The sequence below is a fragment of the Marinobacter sp. ATCH36 genome (assembly GCF_023555055.1).
Lineage (GTDB): Bacteria > Pseudomonadota > Gammaproteobacteria > Pseudomonadales > Oleiphilaceae > Marinobacter.
Genome location: NZ_JAMJPL010000006.1, coordinates 15091 through 29327 on the forward strand (window position 1 = coordinate 15091; position 14237 = coordinate 29327).

At 58.0% G+C, this 14237-nt stretch carries 14 protein-coding genes; all 14 read left to right on the top strand.

What is annotated here, in order from left to right; translation table 11 throughout:
• Positions 1-5 precede the first annotated feature (5 nt).
• The 14 genes from M8010_RS16015 to M8010_RS16080 all read left to right on the top strand — a co-directional run bounded on the left by M8010_RS16015 (position 6) and on the right by M8010_RS16080 (position 14236).
• The gene (locus M8010_RS16015) at positions 6-1211 is read left to right on the top strand and encodes an acyl-CoA dehydrogenase family protein (protein WP_250093641.1); all 1206 of its coding nucleotides are present in this window, start codon (positions 6-8) and stop codon (positions 1209-1211) included.
• Positions 1211-2236: a phosphotransferase family protein gene (locus tag M8010_RS16020; protein ID WP_250093643.1), complete on the top strand. Its 1026-nt coding sequence runs from the start codon at positions 1211-1213 to the stop codon at positions 2234-2236. The genes M8010_RS16015 and M8010_RS16020 overlap by 1 nt, the downstream gene beginning before the upstream one ends.
• Complete coding sequence (locus M8010_RS16025) at positions 2233-2598, top strand: DUF6285 domain-containing protein (protein ID WP_250093645.1); 366 nt, start codon at positions 2233-2235, stop codon at positions 2596-2598. Before M8010_RS16020 ends, M8010_RS16025 begins: the two co-directional genes overlap by 4 nt.
• 15 nt (positions 2599-2613) lie before the next feature.
• Complete coding sequence (locus tag M8010_RS16030; RefSeq protein WP_250093646.1) at positions 2614-4224, top strand: AMP-binding protein; 1611 nt, start codon at positions 2614-2616, stop codon at positions 4222-4224.
• Between the two features lie 130 nt (positions 4225-4354).
• Complete coding sequence (locus M8010_RS16035; RefSeq protein ID WP_250093648.1) at positions 4355-5578, top strand: ABC transporter substrate-binding protein; 1224 nt, start codon at positions 4355-4357, stop codon at positions 5576-5578.
• A 78-nt stretch (positions 5579-5656) separates the two neighbouring features.
• On the top strand, positions 5657-6526 hold the full coding sequence (locus M8010_RS16040) for a branched-chain amino acid ABC transporter permease (protein WP_250093650.1): 870 nt from the start codon (positions 5657-5659) through the stop codon (positions 6524-6526).
• On the top strand, positions 6523-7470 hold the full coding sequence (locus M8010_RS16045) for a branched-chain amino acid ABC transporter permease (protein ID WP_250093651.1): 948 nt from the start codon (positions 6523-6525) through the stop codon (positions 7468-7470). The genes M8010_RS16040 and M8010_RS16045 overlap by 4 nt, the downstream gene beginning before the upstream one ends.
• Complete coding sequence (locus M8010_RS16050) at positions 7467-8249, top strand: ABC transporter ATP-binding protein (protein ID WP_250093652.1); 783 nt, start codon at positions 7467-7469, stop codon at positions 8247-8249. The genes M8010_RS16045 and M8010_RS16050 overlap by 4 nt, the downstream gene beginning before the upstream one ends.
• Positions 8246-8950: an ABC transporter ATP-binding protein gene (locus tag M8010_RS16055; protein WP_250093654.1), complete on the top strand. Its 705-nt coding sequence runs from the start codon at positions 8246-8248 to the stop codon at positions 8948-8950. The genes M8010_RS16050 and M8010_RS16055 overlap by 4 nt, the downstream gene beginning before the upstream one ends.
• A 45-nt stretch (positions 8951-8995) precedes the next feature.
• Entirely contained in the window at positions 8996-9679 is a 684-nt protein-coding gene (locus tag M8010_RS16060) for a TetR/AcrR family transcriptional regulator (RefSeq protein ID WP_250093655.1), read from the top strand.
• Positions 9680-9715: 36 nt separating this feature from the next.
• Complete coding sequence (locus M8010_RS16065; protein WP_349666117.1) at positions 9716-11179, top strand: NAD-dependent succinate-semialdehyde dehydrogenase; 1464 nt, start codon at positions 9716-9718, stop codon at positions 11177-11179.
• A 24-nt stretch (positions 11180-11203) separates the two neighbouring features.
• Positions 11204-12427: a CaiB/BaiF CoA transferase family protein gene (locus tag M8010_RS16070; RefSeq protein ID WP_250093659.1), complete on the top strand. Its 1224-nt coding sequence runs from the start codon at positions 11204-11206 to the stop codon at positions 12425-12427.
• 106 nt (positions 12428-12533) lie between these two features.
• Positions 12534-13007: an START domain-containing protein gene (locus tag M8010_RS16075; protein WP_250093660.1), complete on the top strand. Its 474-nt coding sequence runs from the start codon at positions 12534-12536 to the stop codon at positions 13005-13007.
• Positions 12953-14236: a hypothetical protein gene (locus tag M8010_RS16080; protein ID WP_250093662.1), complete on the top strand. Its 1284-nt coding sequence runs from the start codon at positions 12953-12955 to the stop codon at positions 14234-14236. Before M8010_RS16075 ends, M8010_RS16080 begins: the two co-directional genes overlap by 55 nt.
• Position 14237 lies beyond the last annotated feature (1 nt).

Here is a 14237-nt window from a genome sequence, read left to right on the forward strand (position 1 = left end):
GGGCTGTGGACTTTAATCTGAACCCCAAGAACGAGTCATACCGAAAACATATACGGGACTTCGTGGAGCAGGAGCTGTTGCCGCTGGAGCAAAATCCGGACGCCTATGATGAACACGAAAATATTGCGCCCGACCATCTTGAGAAGATGCGTGCCAAGGCAAAACAGCAGGGCCTGTGGTGTTTGCAGATTCCCGAGCACCTGGGGGGAAAGGGCCTCGATATCTCTGGTATGGCGGCCTGCTACGAAGAGATGAATCGTTCGATTTTCGGTCCCGTGGTGTTCAATTCCGCGGCACCGGACGACGGCAACATGATGGTATTGGCGAAGGTGGCGACTGAAGCCCAGCAGGAGCGTTGGCTCAAGCCCATCGTGGAAGGCAGGGTAAGGTCATCGTTTGCCATGACTGAACCTGCCCCCGGGTGCGGCTCGGACCCCGGCATGATGCAGACCACCGCCACGCGCAAGGGGGATCGGTGGGTCATCGATGGCCACAAGCACTACATTACCGGTGCTGGTGAAGCCTCCCACTTCATTCTGATTGCCCGCACTTCCGACGACACCCGCAAGGGCCTGTCCGCCTTCCTGTTCCACAAGGATGACCCGGGCTGGGAGATCATCCGTCGGATTCCGATCATGGGGCCGGAGGAGCACGGCGGCCATTGCGAACTCCGCTTCGATGGCCTGGAAATTCCCGACGAGAACCGGCTTATGGAGGTTGGAGACGGCCTGAAGCTCACCCAGATTCGTCTCGGTACGGCCCGCCTGACCCATTGCATGCGCTGGCTTGGCCTTGCCCGCCGCTCCCTGGAGATTGCCACCGAGTACGTCGATAACCGCGAGTCGTTCGGCCAGACCCTGGCTCAGCGTGAAGGCGTGCAGTGGCTGCTGGGCGAGGCTGCGATGGAGATTCAGATCGGCCGTCTGCTGACCATGCACGCTGCCTGGAAACTGGATCAGGGAGACTTCGCCCGCAAGGAAGTGTCCATGGCCAAGGTTGCAGTGGCCGACACCCTGCATAAGGCGGTGGATACGGCCATTCAGCTGTGCGGTGCGAGGGGTTATTCCAAGGATACACCGTTGGAATGGATCTACCGATATGCTCGCCAGGCGCGGTTGGTGGACGGTGCCTCGGAAATTCACAAGATGGTGTTCTCGAAGACTCTGCTGGCGGAGCGCACGGACTTCTGGCACTGGGGAGTGAAGGCCTGATGTCTGCGCTCGCCGACACCTTCAGCACGTTCATTGCCGGGCAAAGTGGTGCCAGGAGTGCTCGGGTTATCGATTTCGACAAGCTCTCCGGGGGCGCGATTCAAGACAACTTCGGGTTGACCCTGGAGCTGGAGGGCGGCACCCGGCCGGGGATTCAGGAATTCGTGGTCCGCCAGGACGCCCCTTCGGGGGTCGCTGAGAGCCTGTCCAGGCCCCAGGAATTCCGGGTGCTCGAAGCCGCATTCAAAGCCGGGGTTACGACTCCGGAGCCGCTGTGGCTGTGCGAAGACACCGAAATCAGCGGGCAGGTATTTTACGTCATGACCCGGGCAGCGGGGAGCGCTTCTCCGCGCAAGCTGGTCAAGGCGGATTTCACTGAAGAGCAGCGCCGGAATATTGTGCGCCGGCTGGGTGCTGAGCTCGCCAGATTGCACACCGTAAAACCACCGCAGGAGTCACTGCAGTTCCTCGCGCTTCCCGATTCGGACAATCCGGCCCTAAGCAGGGTTGCGCTGTATCGCCGCTATCTGGAAGAAATCGGTGAACCCCATCCGGTCCTGGAGTGGGCGCTGAACTGGCTTGAAGACCACGCGCCGGAACCAGGCCCGACGGTGCTTTGCCACTGTGACTTCCGGACCGGTAATTACATGATGGACGATGATCAGCTGACTGCCGTTCTCGACTGGGAGTTCGCCGCCTGGAGTGATCCCTGTGAGGATCTGGGCTGGCTCTGTTGCCGCAGCTGGCGGTTCGGTCGTGATGACCGGGAAGCTGGTGGCATCGGTGACAAGCAGGATTTGCTGGACGGCTACCGGGAAGTCAGCGGCGTCGGGCTTGACCCGGCTGCGGTCAGTTACTGGGAAGTCATGGCTCTGGTGCGCTGGGCCATGATCGCGCTGCAACAGGCGGGACGACATATGTCCGGTGAACAGCGTTCCCTGGAGCTGGCTCTGACTGGCCGCATGGTGGCCCAGATGGAGATCGATTTGCTGAATCAGATTGAGGAACTGGAGGACGGGCGATGATTAATCAACCGGAAAGCCGGGATCTTCTCACCGAGGCTCGCCAGGTACTTCTGGATTCGGTAGCCCCGGAACTGGCGGGAGAGCGCAAATACCAGGCATTGATGATCGCCAATGCCATGGGTATGGCAATACGGGAGCTTGAACAGCGCGAGCAGGGCGAGCCCGAAGAAACCGATCAGACCGTACGTGCCTTCCTGGCGGAACGCTCGCTCGCTGTCACCTCTGAGGAGGCTGAGCCAGCCCTTGCCCGGGTCATTCGGGAGCGTGGTCTGGATGGAGCCGACCCGGCCCTTCGCGCAGTGCTCCGGAGGCTCACGGAAGCACGGTTGCGCATCAACAACCCCGGCTATCTGAAACCGTAAACCATGGATAGAACCATGAATAAGTACAGCAATCTCGACAAGACGGCCGCCAACTTCTCCGCGTTGACGCCGCTGAGCCTGCTCCAGCGTTCAGCGCAGGTCTACCCTGACAAGCGGGCGGTCATCGATGACGACCGCACGCTGTCGTACCGGCAGTTTTATCGGCGTTGTTGTCAAATGAGCGACGCACTTCACCGCCGCGGCATTAACCCCGGCGATACCGTGGCTATCCTGTGCCCGAATAGCCACGAGATGCTCGAGTCGCACTATGCCGTTCCCATGACCGGTGCGGTGCTCAATGCGGTCAATATCCGCCTGGATGCCGCAACGCTGTCCTTCATCCTTGCACACGGCGAAGCCCGGGTGCTGTTCTACGATACCGAGTGGGAAAACCAGGTCAGGGCCGCGATAGCTGAGCTTGAAATACCTCCGTTGCTGATTGCGATCGAACGCAAAGCAGGGGCGAGCAAGGGTCTTGCCGATCTGGACTACGAGAGTCTGTTGAAAGAAGGAGACCCGGAGGCTTCCTGGCAACGGCCCACCGATGAATGGGAAGCCATCAGCCTGAATTACACATCCGGTACCACCGGCAACCCCAAGGGCGTGGTCTACCACCATCGCGGCGCCTACCTGGCGGCGATGACCAACGCCATGGTTTTCAACATGACCGCCGAGACTGTCTACCTGTGGACCCTGCCAATGTTCCACTGCAACGGCTGGGCCTATACCTGGGCTATTACCGCAGTGGGCGGCACTCATGTCTGCCTGCGGGAGGTGGATGCTCTTGAAATCTACCGCCGGATCGAAGACTACGGTGTGACCCACATGTGTGGTGCTCCAGTGGTAATGAACATGATGCTGGAGGAGCTCGGGCGTGAGGGGCTGACGCTTTCTCGCCCCGCTCACTTTGCGCTGGGGGGTGCAGCTCCACCCAGCAGTGTTATCCGAAAGGCAGAGGAGATCGGCTTCCAGGTTACCCACCTGTATGGCCTGACCGAGACATTCGGCCCTTCCACACTGTGCGTGCCCCAGCCGGAATGGCACCAGCTTCCGCTGGAAGAGCGGGCGTTGAAAATGTCCCGCCAGGGCGTTCCCACCCACGGTCTGGACGAGGTTGCAGTGCTGGATATGGCCAGTGGCGAACCCGTGTCCGCAGAGGGCAACGCCATGGGTGAGATCTGTATTCGTGGCAACACTGTGATGAAGGGTTACCTGAAAAACCCGGAAGCTACCGAGACGGCATTCAGCGATGGCTGGTTCCACACTGGTGACCTGGCTGTGATGCACCCGGATCACTATGTCGAAATCCGTGACCGGGCCAAGGACGTGATTATCTCCGGTGGCGAGAACATCTCCAGCCTGGAAGTGGAGGAGGTTCTCTACCGCCATCCGAAAATCTCAGAAGCGGCAGTGGTGGCAATGGCCGATGACAAATGGGGCGAAGTGCCCTGTGCATTTGTCAAACCCGTTGATGACTGCGATGAACTTACCCCCGAGGAGGTTATCGCTTTTTGTCGAGAGAATATGGCGCGCTTCAAGGCGCCGAAAAAGGTGGTGTTTGGTGAGCTGCCAAAGACGGCCACTGGCAAAATCCGCAAAAACATTCTGCGGGACTCTCTGTCCTGATGATGGGGCTGACCATGGTCAGCAGGAGGTTGTGATAGAGCGAAAATACAGTCTGAACGAGGAAAGCCTGGCCTGATATCGGGCCTGCAAGTTCCAGTGACAACAAAGACAAGAACACAGGAGCATTGACATGAAAAATGTAAGCATCAAGAATTTTCTGGTTGCGATGACGGCAGCCGCGACACTGGGTACAGCTGGAACCAGTTATGCCGAGGATCCGATCCGGATCGGGGGCATGTACATTCTTTCCGGCAGTGCGGCCACCTACGGTGAATTTGCCCAGCGGGGTATCGACCTGGCAGTGGGTGAAATCAACTCTTCCGGCGGCATTCTGGGGCGTCAGGTCGAAATGATCTACGAAGACACCCAGGGCAAGGCGTCGGTCGCTATACAGGCCGCCCGCAAACTGGCTTATTCCGAAGGCGTTGATGCCCTGGTCGGGCTGGACAGTTCAGGCGTTGCCCAGGGGCTGGTTCCTACCATACCGGCTTTACAGAAACCGCTGATCATTACTCACGCCGCCACGCCGGATGTCACAGGCAATTTGTGTAATGCCTTTACCTACCGCATCAGCGTAAACGTGGCACAGAATATGAAGGCCGCCGCTCTTGTGGCTTCAGAAACCGACGCCACCAACTGGACCACCATCGGTCCGGACTATGCCTTCGGCCATCAATCCTGGGAGTTCTTTGGTAACTATCTCAAGGATATCAAGCCGGATGTGAATCTGATGTCGGAGACCAACTTCCCGCGCTTCGGCGCCGAGGATTTCACCCCCTTCATTGACCGAGTCATGGATTCTGACGCCGAGGGTGTTCTGATCTCCGTCTGGGGTGGTGACCTGGTGAACTTTATTCGCCAGGCCAACAACCGCGGATTCTTCGAAAAGGACCTGGAGGTTATGTTCACCGTCGGTGCTGCGACTGAAGTCCTGACGGCCCTGGGCGACGAAATGCCTGAGGGCGTGCATCTGTCCACCCGTTACTGGTACGAAGCCTATGACAACGACATGAACGCCCGCTTCGTGAAGGCTTACCTTGATGCCTACGGCAACCCACCCAGCTATAACGCACAGGGTGCCTACGCCGCGATTTATGCCTACAAGCAGGCGATGGAAGCAGCGGGTACCACTGATGGCCCTGCGGTTGCCAAGGCTCTCAGCGGCATGACCATGGAATCCCAGAACGGCACGGTTACCTTCCGCAAAGGCGATAACCAGGCCATGGTCAGCCCCAACTGGGGAGTTTCCGGCCCTATGCATCCGGAGCACGGCATCCGCACGTTGACCAACCTGCAGATCTTTGACGGCGAAGAAGTAGCCCGCACCATCGAGGAAACCGGTTGCAAGCTTTGACCTGACGGTTGTTTTTTATGCTTGCCGTGGCGCCTTTCGGGGCGCCACGAAACCGGCCTAACCTAATTGAGGTAATCCATGTCTGGCATCGGAGCGGCGTTGCTGAATAGTCTCGATATCGGGCTGCTGCTGTTCATCATCGCAGTGGGCCTGAATATCATATTCGGTGTGCTTAACATTATTAACTTTGCCCACGGGGCACTCTACATGCTGGGGGCCTACCTGGCCTTCACCCTTATCAACCTGGCGGGTATGCCTTTCTGGGCGGCCCTGCTGCTGGCGCCAATAGGCGTCGTCATTCTGGCGGTAATCATCGACCGGGTCCTGTTGCGCTTCATCTATTCCCGGGATGTGGCAGACAGCCTGCTACTGACCTTCGCCATCCTGCTGATGATCAACGAGAGTGTGCGGATGATCTGGGGTAGTGGCATTCATGTGGTACAGCCACCGGATCTGCTTTCCGGTTCGGTGCAACTGCTGGGCAGTTCCGTTGCCACCTACAGCCTGTTTGTAATTGTTATTGGCCTGCTGTTGCTTGCGGGTCTCTGGTACCTGTTCAACCGCACCCGCATCGGCCGCATCATGCGCGCAGCGGCACTGGACCGGGACATGGCCGAGGCGCTTTGCATCAACACCCGTCTGGTGGTCACCGGTGTTTTTGCCTTTGGTGCCTGGCTGGCCGCCGTTGGCGGTGTGATGGCGGCGCCCATGCGTGCGCTGGATCCAGGCATGGGCGACAAGATCATTATCGAGTCGTTCATTGTGGTGGTGATCGGGGGTCTGGGCAGTTTCCCGGGTGCCTTGATCGGCGCCCTTATCCTGGGACTGATTCACGGGTTTGGCGGACGTTACCTGCCGGAAGTGAACATGCTATTGCCGTTCGTGGGTATGGCTCTGGTTCTGTTGTTCAAACCACATGGCATTATGGGTAAAGGGGCTAACGCATGAAGACCAAAGTTCTTATGGCCATTCTGGCTGCGGTGATTGCGGGGCTGATTGCGGTGCCCTGGATTGCTTCCTATTTCTATGTGTTTATCTTTACCGAAATCCTGATCCTGGGCCTGTTCGCCGCCAGCTTCAACCTGATCTTTGGCTACACCGGCATGCTGAGCTTCGGGCATGCGGCCTTCTTCGGTATCGGTGCTTACGCCATGGCCCTGATACTTATCCACCTGGAGTGGCCGTTCCTGGTCAGTCTGCTGGTTTCCATGGGTGCGTCTGCGCTACTGGCACTGGTGATTGGCTTCCTGAGCGTACGGCTCAATGAGGTGTACTTTGCCATGCTCACCCTGGCTTTTGGCATGATGGTTTTTGCCATCGCCTATCAGTGGCGCTCGGTGACCAACGGCAGTGACGGCCTTGCCGGGTTTACCCTGGGGTCTTTCGGGCTCGGCCTTGATCTGACCCTGGCCAATCCGTCGGTCTATTACCATGTGGTGCTGGGTATCGTGGCAATTGCCTCGATCGTGCTTTACCTGATCTGTCGCAGTTCTTTTGGTATGACGCTCAAGGCCATTCGACAAAATCCCGAGCGGGTATCCTTTGCCGGGCTGAACGTACGAACCTACCGTCTGGTGGCTTTCGTCATCGGGGGTACTTTCGCTGGCCTGACCGGCGGTCTGATCGCACCGTTTCTGCGGGTGGCGAGCCCGGAACTTCTGCACTGGTCCATGTCTGCCGAACCGATACTGATGGCGATCCTCGGCGGTACCGGGTACTTCCTGGGTCCGTTCATCGGGGCTGCGGCGTTTGTATTGCTGGAAACCGTGATCACCACCTATACCCAGGCCTGGATGCTGGTTCTGGGTATCATCCTGGCGGTGATGGTGATCTTCTTCCGCAAGGGGCTGCTGGGCACCGTCATTGACTGGTGGATGGAGGTGAAGAAATGAGCAATCCGGTCCTTACCATTGCTAACCTGACCAAGAGATTTGGCGGAGTCACCGCGGTCTCCGACATCAATCTGGAAGTCATGCCCAAGGAAACCATCGCCATTATCGGTCCTAATGGTGCCGGCAAGACCACCTTCTACAATATGGTGTCCGGGCGGATGCGGCCAACTGAAGGCAATATCGTGCTGGACGGCAAGGATATCACCGGCCTGCCACCCCACAAGATCAGCCGGCTGGGCGTATCCCGGTCCTTTCAGATCAATAACATATTTCCGGAAATGACCGTGCAGGAGAACGTGGAAGTGGTTCTGTCGGCCTATCATGGCCACAGCCGCAGGCTGTTCAACATTGCTTCCCGCAATACCGAAATCCAGCAGGAAGCGGTCGAGTTTCTGAAGCGCCTGGGGATTGAAGACCTGAAGGGGCAGCGTGCCGAAGTCATCAGCTACGGCGACAAGCGATTGCTGGAAATCGCCATGGTGCTGGCGACACAACCCAAGCTGGTCCTGCTGGATGAACCCACCGCCGGCATGACCCCGGATGAAACCCGGCGAACCACCCGGCTGATCAAGAAGCTTGCGGATAGTGGCGACTACACATTCATGATCACCGAGCACGATATGGACGTGGTCTTCAACCTGGCGGACCGGATTCTGGTCATGCACCGTGGTGAAAAGCTTTTTGCGGGTTCACCCGAGGAAGTGAAGAATAATCCGGAAGTTCGTACCGCCTACCTGGGTGAGGAAGACGATGAGGCAGTCGAGGAGGCCAACCAATGATTCTTGATGTTCGCAATATCCAGACGTTCTACGGCGAGAGCCAGGCGTTGCAGGGTGTTACCCTTCAGCTTGAAGCTGGCGAGACGGTTTGCATACTCGGCCGCAACGGCGCGGGAAAGAGCACCACTCTGAAAAGTATTATGGGCCTGACCCCTCCGCGGTCCGGAGAGGTGATCTATGACGGCAAGCCGGTGCAGGGCTGGCCAGCCCACCGGATTGCTCGCGCCGGCATCGGTTATGTGCCGGAAGATCGCCGTATATTTCCCGGGCTGACAGTGCGGGACAATCTGGATGTGGCCGCCTATCAACGCAAAGGCAGTACTGCCCGCTGGACGGTTGATGGCATCCTCGATAAATACGAGATGCTGGGTGAGCGGGCGGATCAGGACGGTGCCACCCTGTCAGGTGGCCAGCAACAGATGCTGGCGGTAGCGCGCTCGCTGATGATTCAGCCCAGGCTACTGCTGCTGGACGAGCCCAATGAAGGCCTGGCCCCGGTCATCGTGCAGCAGATTGGTGAGCTGATTGATGATCTGAGCCAGACCACAACCATCCTGTTTACCGACCAGAGCGTGCGATTTGCTCTCAAGCATGCCCAGCGGGCCTATATCCTCGAGAAGGGCCAGGTGGTGCACGAGGCGACCAGTGATGAGTTGCGGGCTGACCAGGCTACCCAGGACCGATTCCTGTCAGTGGCATAACCTGGCGTATAATCCCCGCCGCAGGAGCAGAGGGGCGTGGTAGCTATGATCAAGAATTACGAAGCATTCCGTGGTGAACTGAGCATGTCCAAGGAGGATGTGATTCGTGATGTTTACCGTCAGAACAAGGAACGAATCAGCATCAAGAAGGAGGCGACGGCGGTCAAGAACCTGACCCGTATCATTGATTCGACCCTGCGCCTGGCCAACTTCAAGGGTTTCCATGCCATGACGCTGAGGGATCTGTGCGCGGATTCCGGATTAAGTATGGGTGGGCTCTATGCCTACATTCGCAACAAGGACGACCTGATTCACCTGATTCAGAGCCACGGGTTCATTATCACGCGCCGGACGCTGCTCCATTACACTGGGGAGGTCCGGGATGTGCGTGATCGTTTGTTCGCCGCGATCAAGGCGCATCTTTATCTGAGTGAGCTGATGCGGGCCTGGTTCTACTTTTCCTACATGGAAGCGAAAAGCCTGCCGACTGAAGAAAAGCGAGATGCGGTTGCCATCGAGCTGGAGATCGAAGAGATCTTCCTGGCAGTCATTGAAGACGGCATCGAAGCCGGGGTTTACCGCTCAAGAAACGCGCGTCTTGTGGCCTCAATGATCAAAGCCCTGTTGCAGGACTGGTACCTGAAACGCAGGAAATACCGCGATCAGAATGTTGCCGTTGACGACTACGCTGTGTTTGTCAGGGATGTGATTGAAAGCTATTTACTCTGAGGGTGTGGACGCCCTCCTGTGAGGACTGTGATGACTATCAGGTTGACGAATTCTGAACTTTTGCGCGAAAGCGCCTACATTAACGGCGAATGGGTCCAGGCGAGCTCGGGCAACCGGCTTGCGGTGACGAATCCGGCCAATGGTGAACATCTGGCTAATGTGCCGGATATGAATGCTGAAGATGCCCGTCAGGCCATTCGGGCGGCCGAAGCGGCGTGGCCGGATTGGCGTGCCCGCCCAGCCAAAGAGCGGGCAGGTATTATGCGCCGGTGGTTCGACCTGGTGATGCAACATCAGGAAGATCTGGCCCGGCTGATGACTGCAGAGCAGGGCAAGCCGCTGGCTGAAGCCCGGGGTGAGGTGGGCTACGGTGCCAGCTTTATCGAGTGGTTTGCCGAGGAAGCCAAGCGGGCGTATGGCGACGTTATCCCGGGCCATGGCCGGGATAAGCGTATTGTAGTGATCAAGCAGCCCATAGGGGTGGTGGCGGCGATCACACCCTGGAACTTCCCGGTGGCCATGATCACCCGCAAAGTTGCCCCGGCCCTCGCCGCCGGCTGCCCAGTGGTGGTGAAACCGGCGGAGGATACGCCTCTGTGCGCTCTCGCTCTCGCGGTGCTGGCGGAGGAGGCGGGTATTCCCCCGGGTATTGTCAATATCATTACCTGCTCGAAGGCCCGGGCGCCAGAGGTGGGTGAAGAGTTGACCACCAACCCGATCGTTCGCAAGGTTTCGTTTACGGGTTCCACACCGGTCGGCAAACTGCTGATGCGCCAGGCCAGCGGCACGGTCAAAAAGGTGAGTCTGGAATTGGGTGGCAATGCCCCGTTTATCGTGTTTGACGACGCCGATCTCGATGCCGCCGTGGCCGGACTGATGGCTTCCAAGTACCGCAATACCGGGCAGACCTGCGTCTGCGCCAACCGTGTCTACGTTCAGTCCGGTGTGTATGACCAATTTGTTGAAAAGCTGAAAGAAGCGGTCGGTAAACTGGTAGTGGGCGCCGGTCTCGAAGGTGACACCCACCAGGGCCCGCTGATCAACCAGGCAGCCCTGGACAAGGTCACACGGCATATCGCCGATGCCACCGGTAAGGGCGCCAAGGTGGCGTTGGGGGGCAGCACACACGCGCTAGGTGGCACCTTCTTCGAGCCGACCATTCTTACCGATGTTACTCAGGACATGCTGGTGGCCAGTGAGGAGACCTTCGGGCCGGTAGCGCCGTTGTTCCGGTTTGATACCGAAGAGCAGGCGATTGCTATGGCCAATGACTCGGAATTTGGTTTGGCGGCGTACTTCTACAGCAACGACATCCGGCGTATCTGGCACGTGGCTGAGGCCCTGGAAACTGGCATGATCGGTATCAACGATGGGATCATTTCCACAGAAGCGGCTCCGTTTGGCGGCGTCAAGGAAAGCGGCCTTGGCCGGGAAGGTTCCCGGTATGGCCTGGATGAGTTCATGGAGATCAAATATCTATGTCTCGGTGGCATGCGCTAACCTCCCGCTAACAAGGACAACCTGATGTCAGGCACCCTGTCACACCTGCGTGTTCTCGATCTTTCCAGAGTCCTTGCCGGCCCCTGGGCCGGTCAGATGCTGGGAGATCTGGGTGCGGAAATTATCAAGATCGAGCGCCCGGGAAGTGGTGACGACACCCGTTCCTGGGGGCCGCCCTATTTCCAGGGGGCTGACGGTAGTGTCGAGCTTTCTGCCTACTTTCTGACTGCCAACCGAAACAAACAGTCCCTGGCGGTGGATATTTCTCATCCGGAGGGCCAGCAGCTGATCCGCAAACTGGTGGCCGAATCCGATGTAGTGCTGGAAAATTTCAAAGTGGGTTGCCTCAAAAAATATGGCCTGGATTATGACAGTCTGAAACGAATCAATCCGAAACTCATCTACTGTTCAATTACCGGGTTTGGCCAGGATGGCCCCTACGCGAATCGCCCCGGTTATGATTTCCTGATCCAGGCCATGGGCGGGTTGATGAGTATCACCGGGCAGCCGGAGGGCGATCCTGGTGCCGGGCCGATGAAGGTCGGTGTGGCACTGACGGACATCATGACCGGGCTTTATGCCACCATTGGTGTACTTGCTGCCCTCAGCCACCGGGACCGGACGGGAGAGGGGCAGTATGTGGAGGCTGCCCTGCTGGATGTGCAGGTGGCCTGCCTGGCCAACCAGGCAATGAATTATCTGACCACGGGTACAGCCCCGGCCAGGATGGGGAATGCTCATCCCAACATCGTTCCTTACCAGGATTTCCCTACTGCAGACGGTGATATGGTGCTGACAGTGGGCAATGATCAGCAGTTTGCCCGGCTCTGTGACGTACTCGGGCATGCAGAGTGGGCTGCCGATGAGCGCTTTGTGACAAACCGTGCCCGAGTGGCCAATCGCGGGGAGCTGATTCCGAAACTCAGGCAGGCTACGGTGATGCGGTCCACCGCTGAATGGCTGGAGGTTCTGGAGCGGGCAGGGGTGCCTTGCGGGCCAGTAAACACCCTGGATCAGGTATTTGACGACCCTCAGGTTCTGGCTCGAGGTATGCGACAGACTGTTCCCCATCCTTACCTGGGGGAGGTGCCAACCGTCGGCAATCCGATCAAGCTTAAACTGACACCTGTAACCTATCGCACGGCCCCGCCATTGTTGGGGCAACAGTCAGCCCCGATTCTCCGGCGCCTGGCTGGATTGTCCTCTGCGGAGATTGAGGATCTCAGAGATCGTGGTGTTATCTCTTGACCTAAGTTTTCTATAATTGGGTTAAAGGCGAGCTGGAGAGGTTTCGCGCTATTGAAGTGTATTCCGTGGCGCAAGGCCTGGGTGGCAGCCGTTGCCAGGAGGTTACATGTTTCACGACGCGTTACTGAAGCTCGTGCCTCTTGTTTTGCTGACTACCCTGGCGGTCGGTTTGCCGGATTATGCGGTGGCGGTGGAAGTCGCACGTGTATCCCGTCAAGGCCCGGACGAGATTCATGCCACGGTCTTGGTTCCGGCCCCGGTAGGTCGGGTACTGACGTTTCTCGAGGAACCTTGCCATTTACGACGATGGGTGCCAAAACTGGGTTCGCTGAGAATTCTGGCAAGGCCGCGCGAGAACCAGACTCTGGTGTATATGGCGACGGATTTTTCCTGGCCGATGCCCCCTCGCGACAGTGTCACTCTGTTTACCCGTCGCCAAGGCCCGCCGATAACTCTGGATATGCAATCTCGGCCAAATGCCCTGCCAGAGATGCCCGGCACCAGCGGGTACAGGGTTTTCCCTTCTTGCGCACCTCACGATTTCTGGCCAGTTTCGATGCGGGTGAGTTGTCAGAAGTAGCCTACCAGCGCTGGCTGATGCACCAGAATCACAAGGCTGTAGAAGGCCTGATGTTGGAATGGAAACGCCTGCCAGCGGCCACCCAGGGTCGGCTGAGCCATTACTGGCCGGGCAGCAGGGCAGAGGTGAAACGTGCGCTGGTTGATTGTGGTAAGGCACTTGTAGGACGTCAGGCTGAGTTACCCCGGTTAACTGGCTTAACTCCCGAAGACCAGTATCACACCTGGAAACGTTGGGTTGGCCTTTACCCTCTGACGGCCCTGCCTTTCTATCTGGGGGTTGTCAGCGAGCACGGGTACCTCCAGAAAAAACAGCGCGAGTTTGCCAATACCGGCCCTGAGACAATCGGGCAATGGGCGCATTATGGCCGGCAGAGGCCTTCCCTCTCGCCTGACGAGGCATTGGCTTTGCTGCGTCGGCAGGCGCTTGATGAGCTGGGCATACCGCTGCTGTCTCCTGCTACTGAGTACCAGCTGCTTGATGCTTTTATGCCAGCGCTGGCGGTCAGGCATGGGGCTAGCGGCCTGGCCGCCAATGATCGCCCACTGCGACTGATAGCCGACGCTTCCGGAGCCATTCTGCGGGATATAAGCCAACCCGCCATATATACCGATATCAGTTATGGGCGGTTTCAGGAGGAGATAACGATACAACTGAATTACAGTGTCTGGTTTGCGGAGCGCCGGGCTGATCAGTGGCTGGATATACTTGCTGGCCAGTTCGACGGAATTACCTGGCGGGTTCATCTGTCGTCATCGGGGTCGGTTCTGGGCTATGACAAGATGCATCAGTGCGGGTGCTGGTATCAGTTTTTTCCCGCGGGTGGCTTCAGGTCTCAGCCAGCGTTGCCGGTTACTCAGGAGCCTTTCAATATCGGGAGAACGCTGGATCCAGAGTTTCAACATACCTTGTGGCTGGAATCCAATACGCATCACTTGCTGGGTGTGCAACCTGCTGGAATACCGCAGTCCGTAAAGCCGTTAAAGGTATTGCCCTACACACGATTAAGAGCGCTAGCCAGCCCGGATGGGCGTTATTATAGTCCTTTTAACGCACAGGGGCTGGTTCCGGAGTCCCGGCGGCTGGAACGCTTCGTATTCTGGCCAACGGCCATTCCCAGCCCCGGCGCCATGCGTATCCACGGCACCCATGCCATTGCGTTCATCGGACAGCGACATTTTGATAACCCCCGAATACTTGACGAGTTGGGGGTGGTCTCAGAATTGTGAC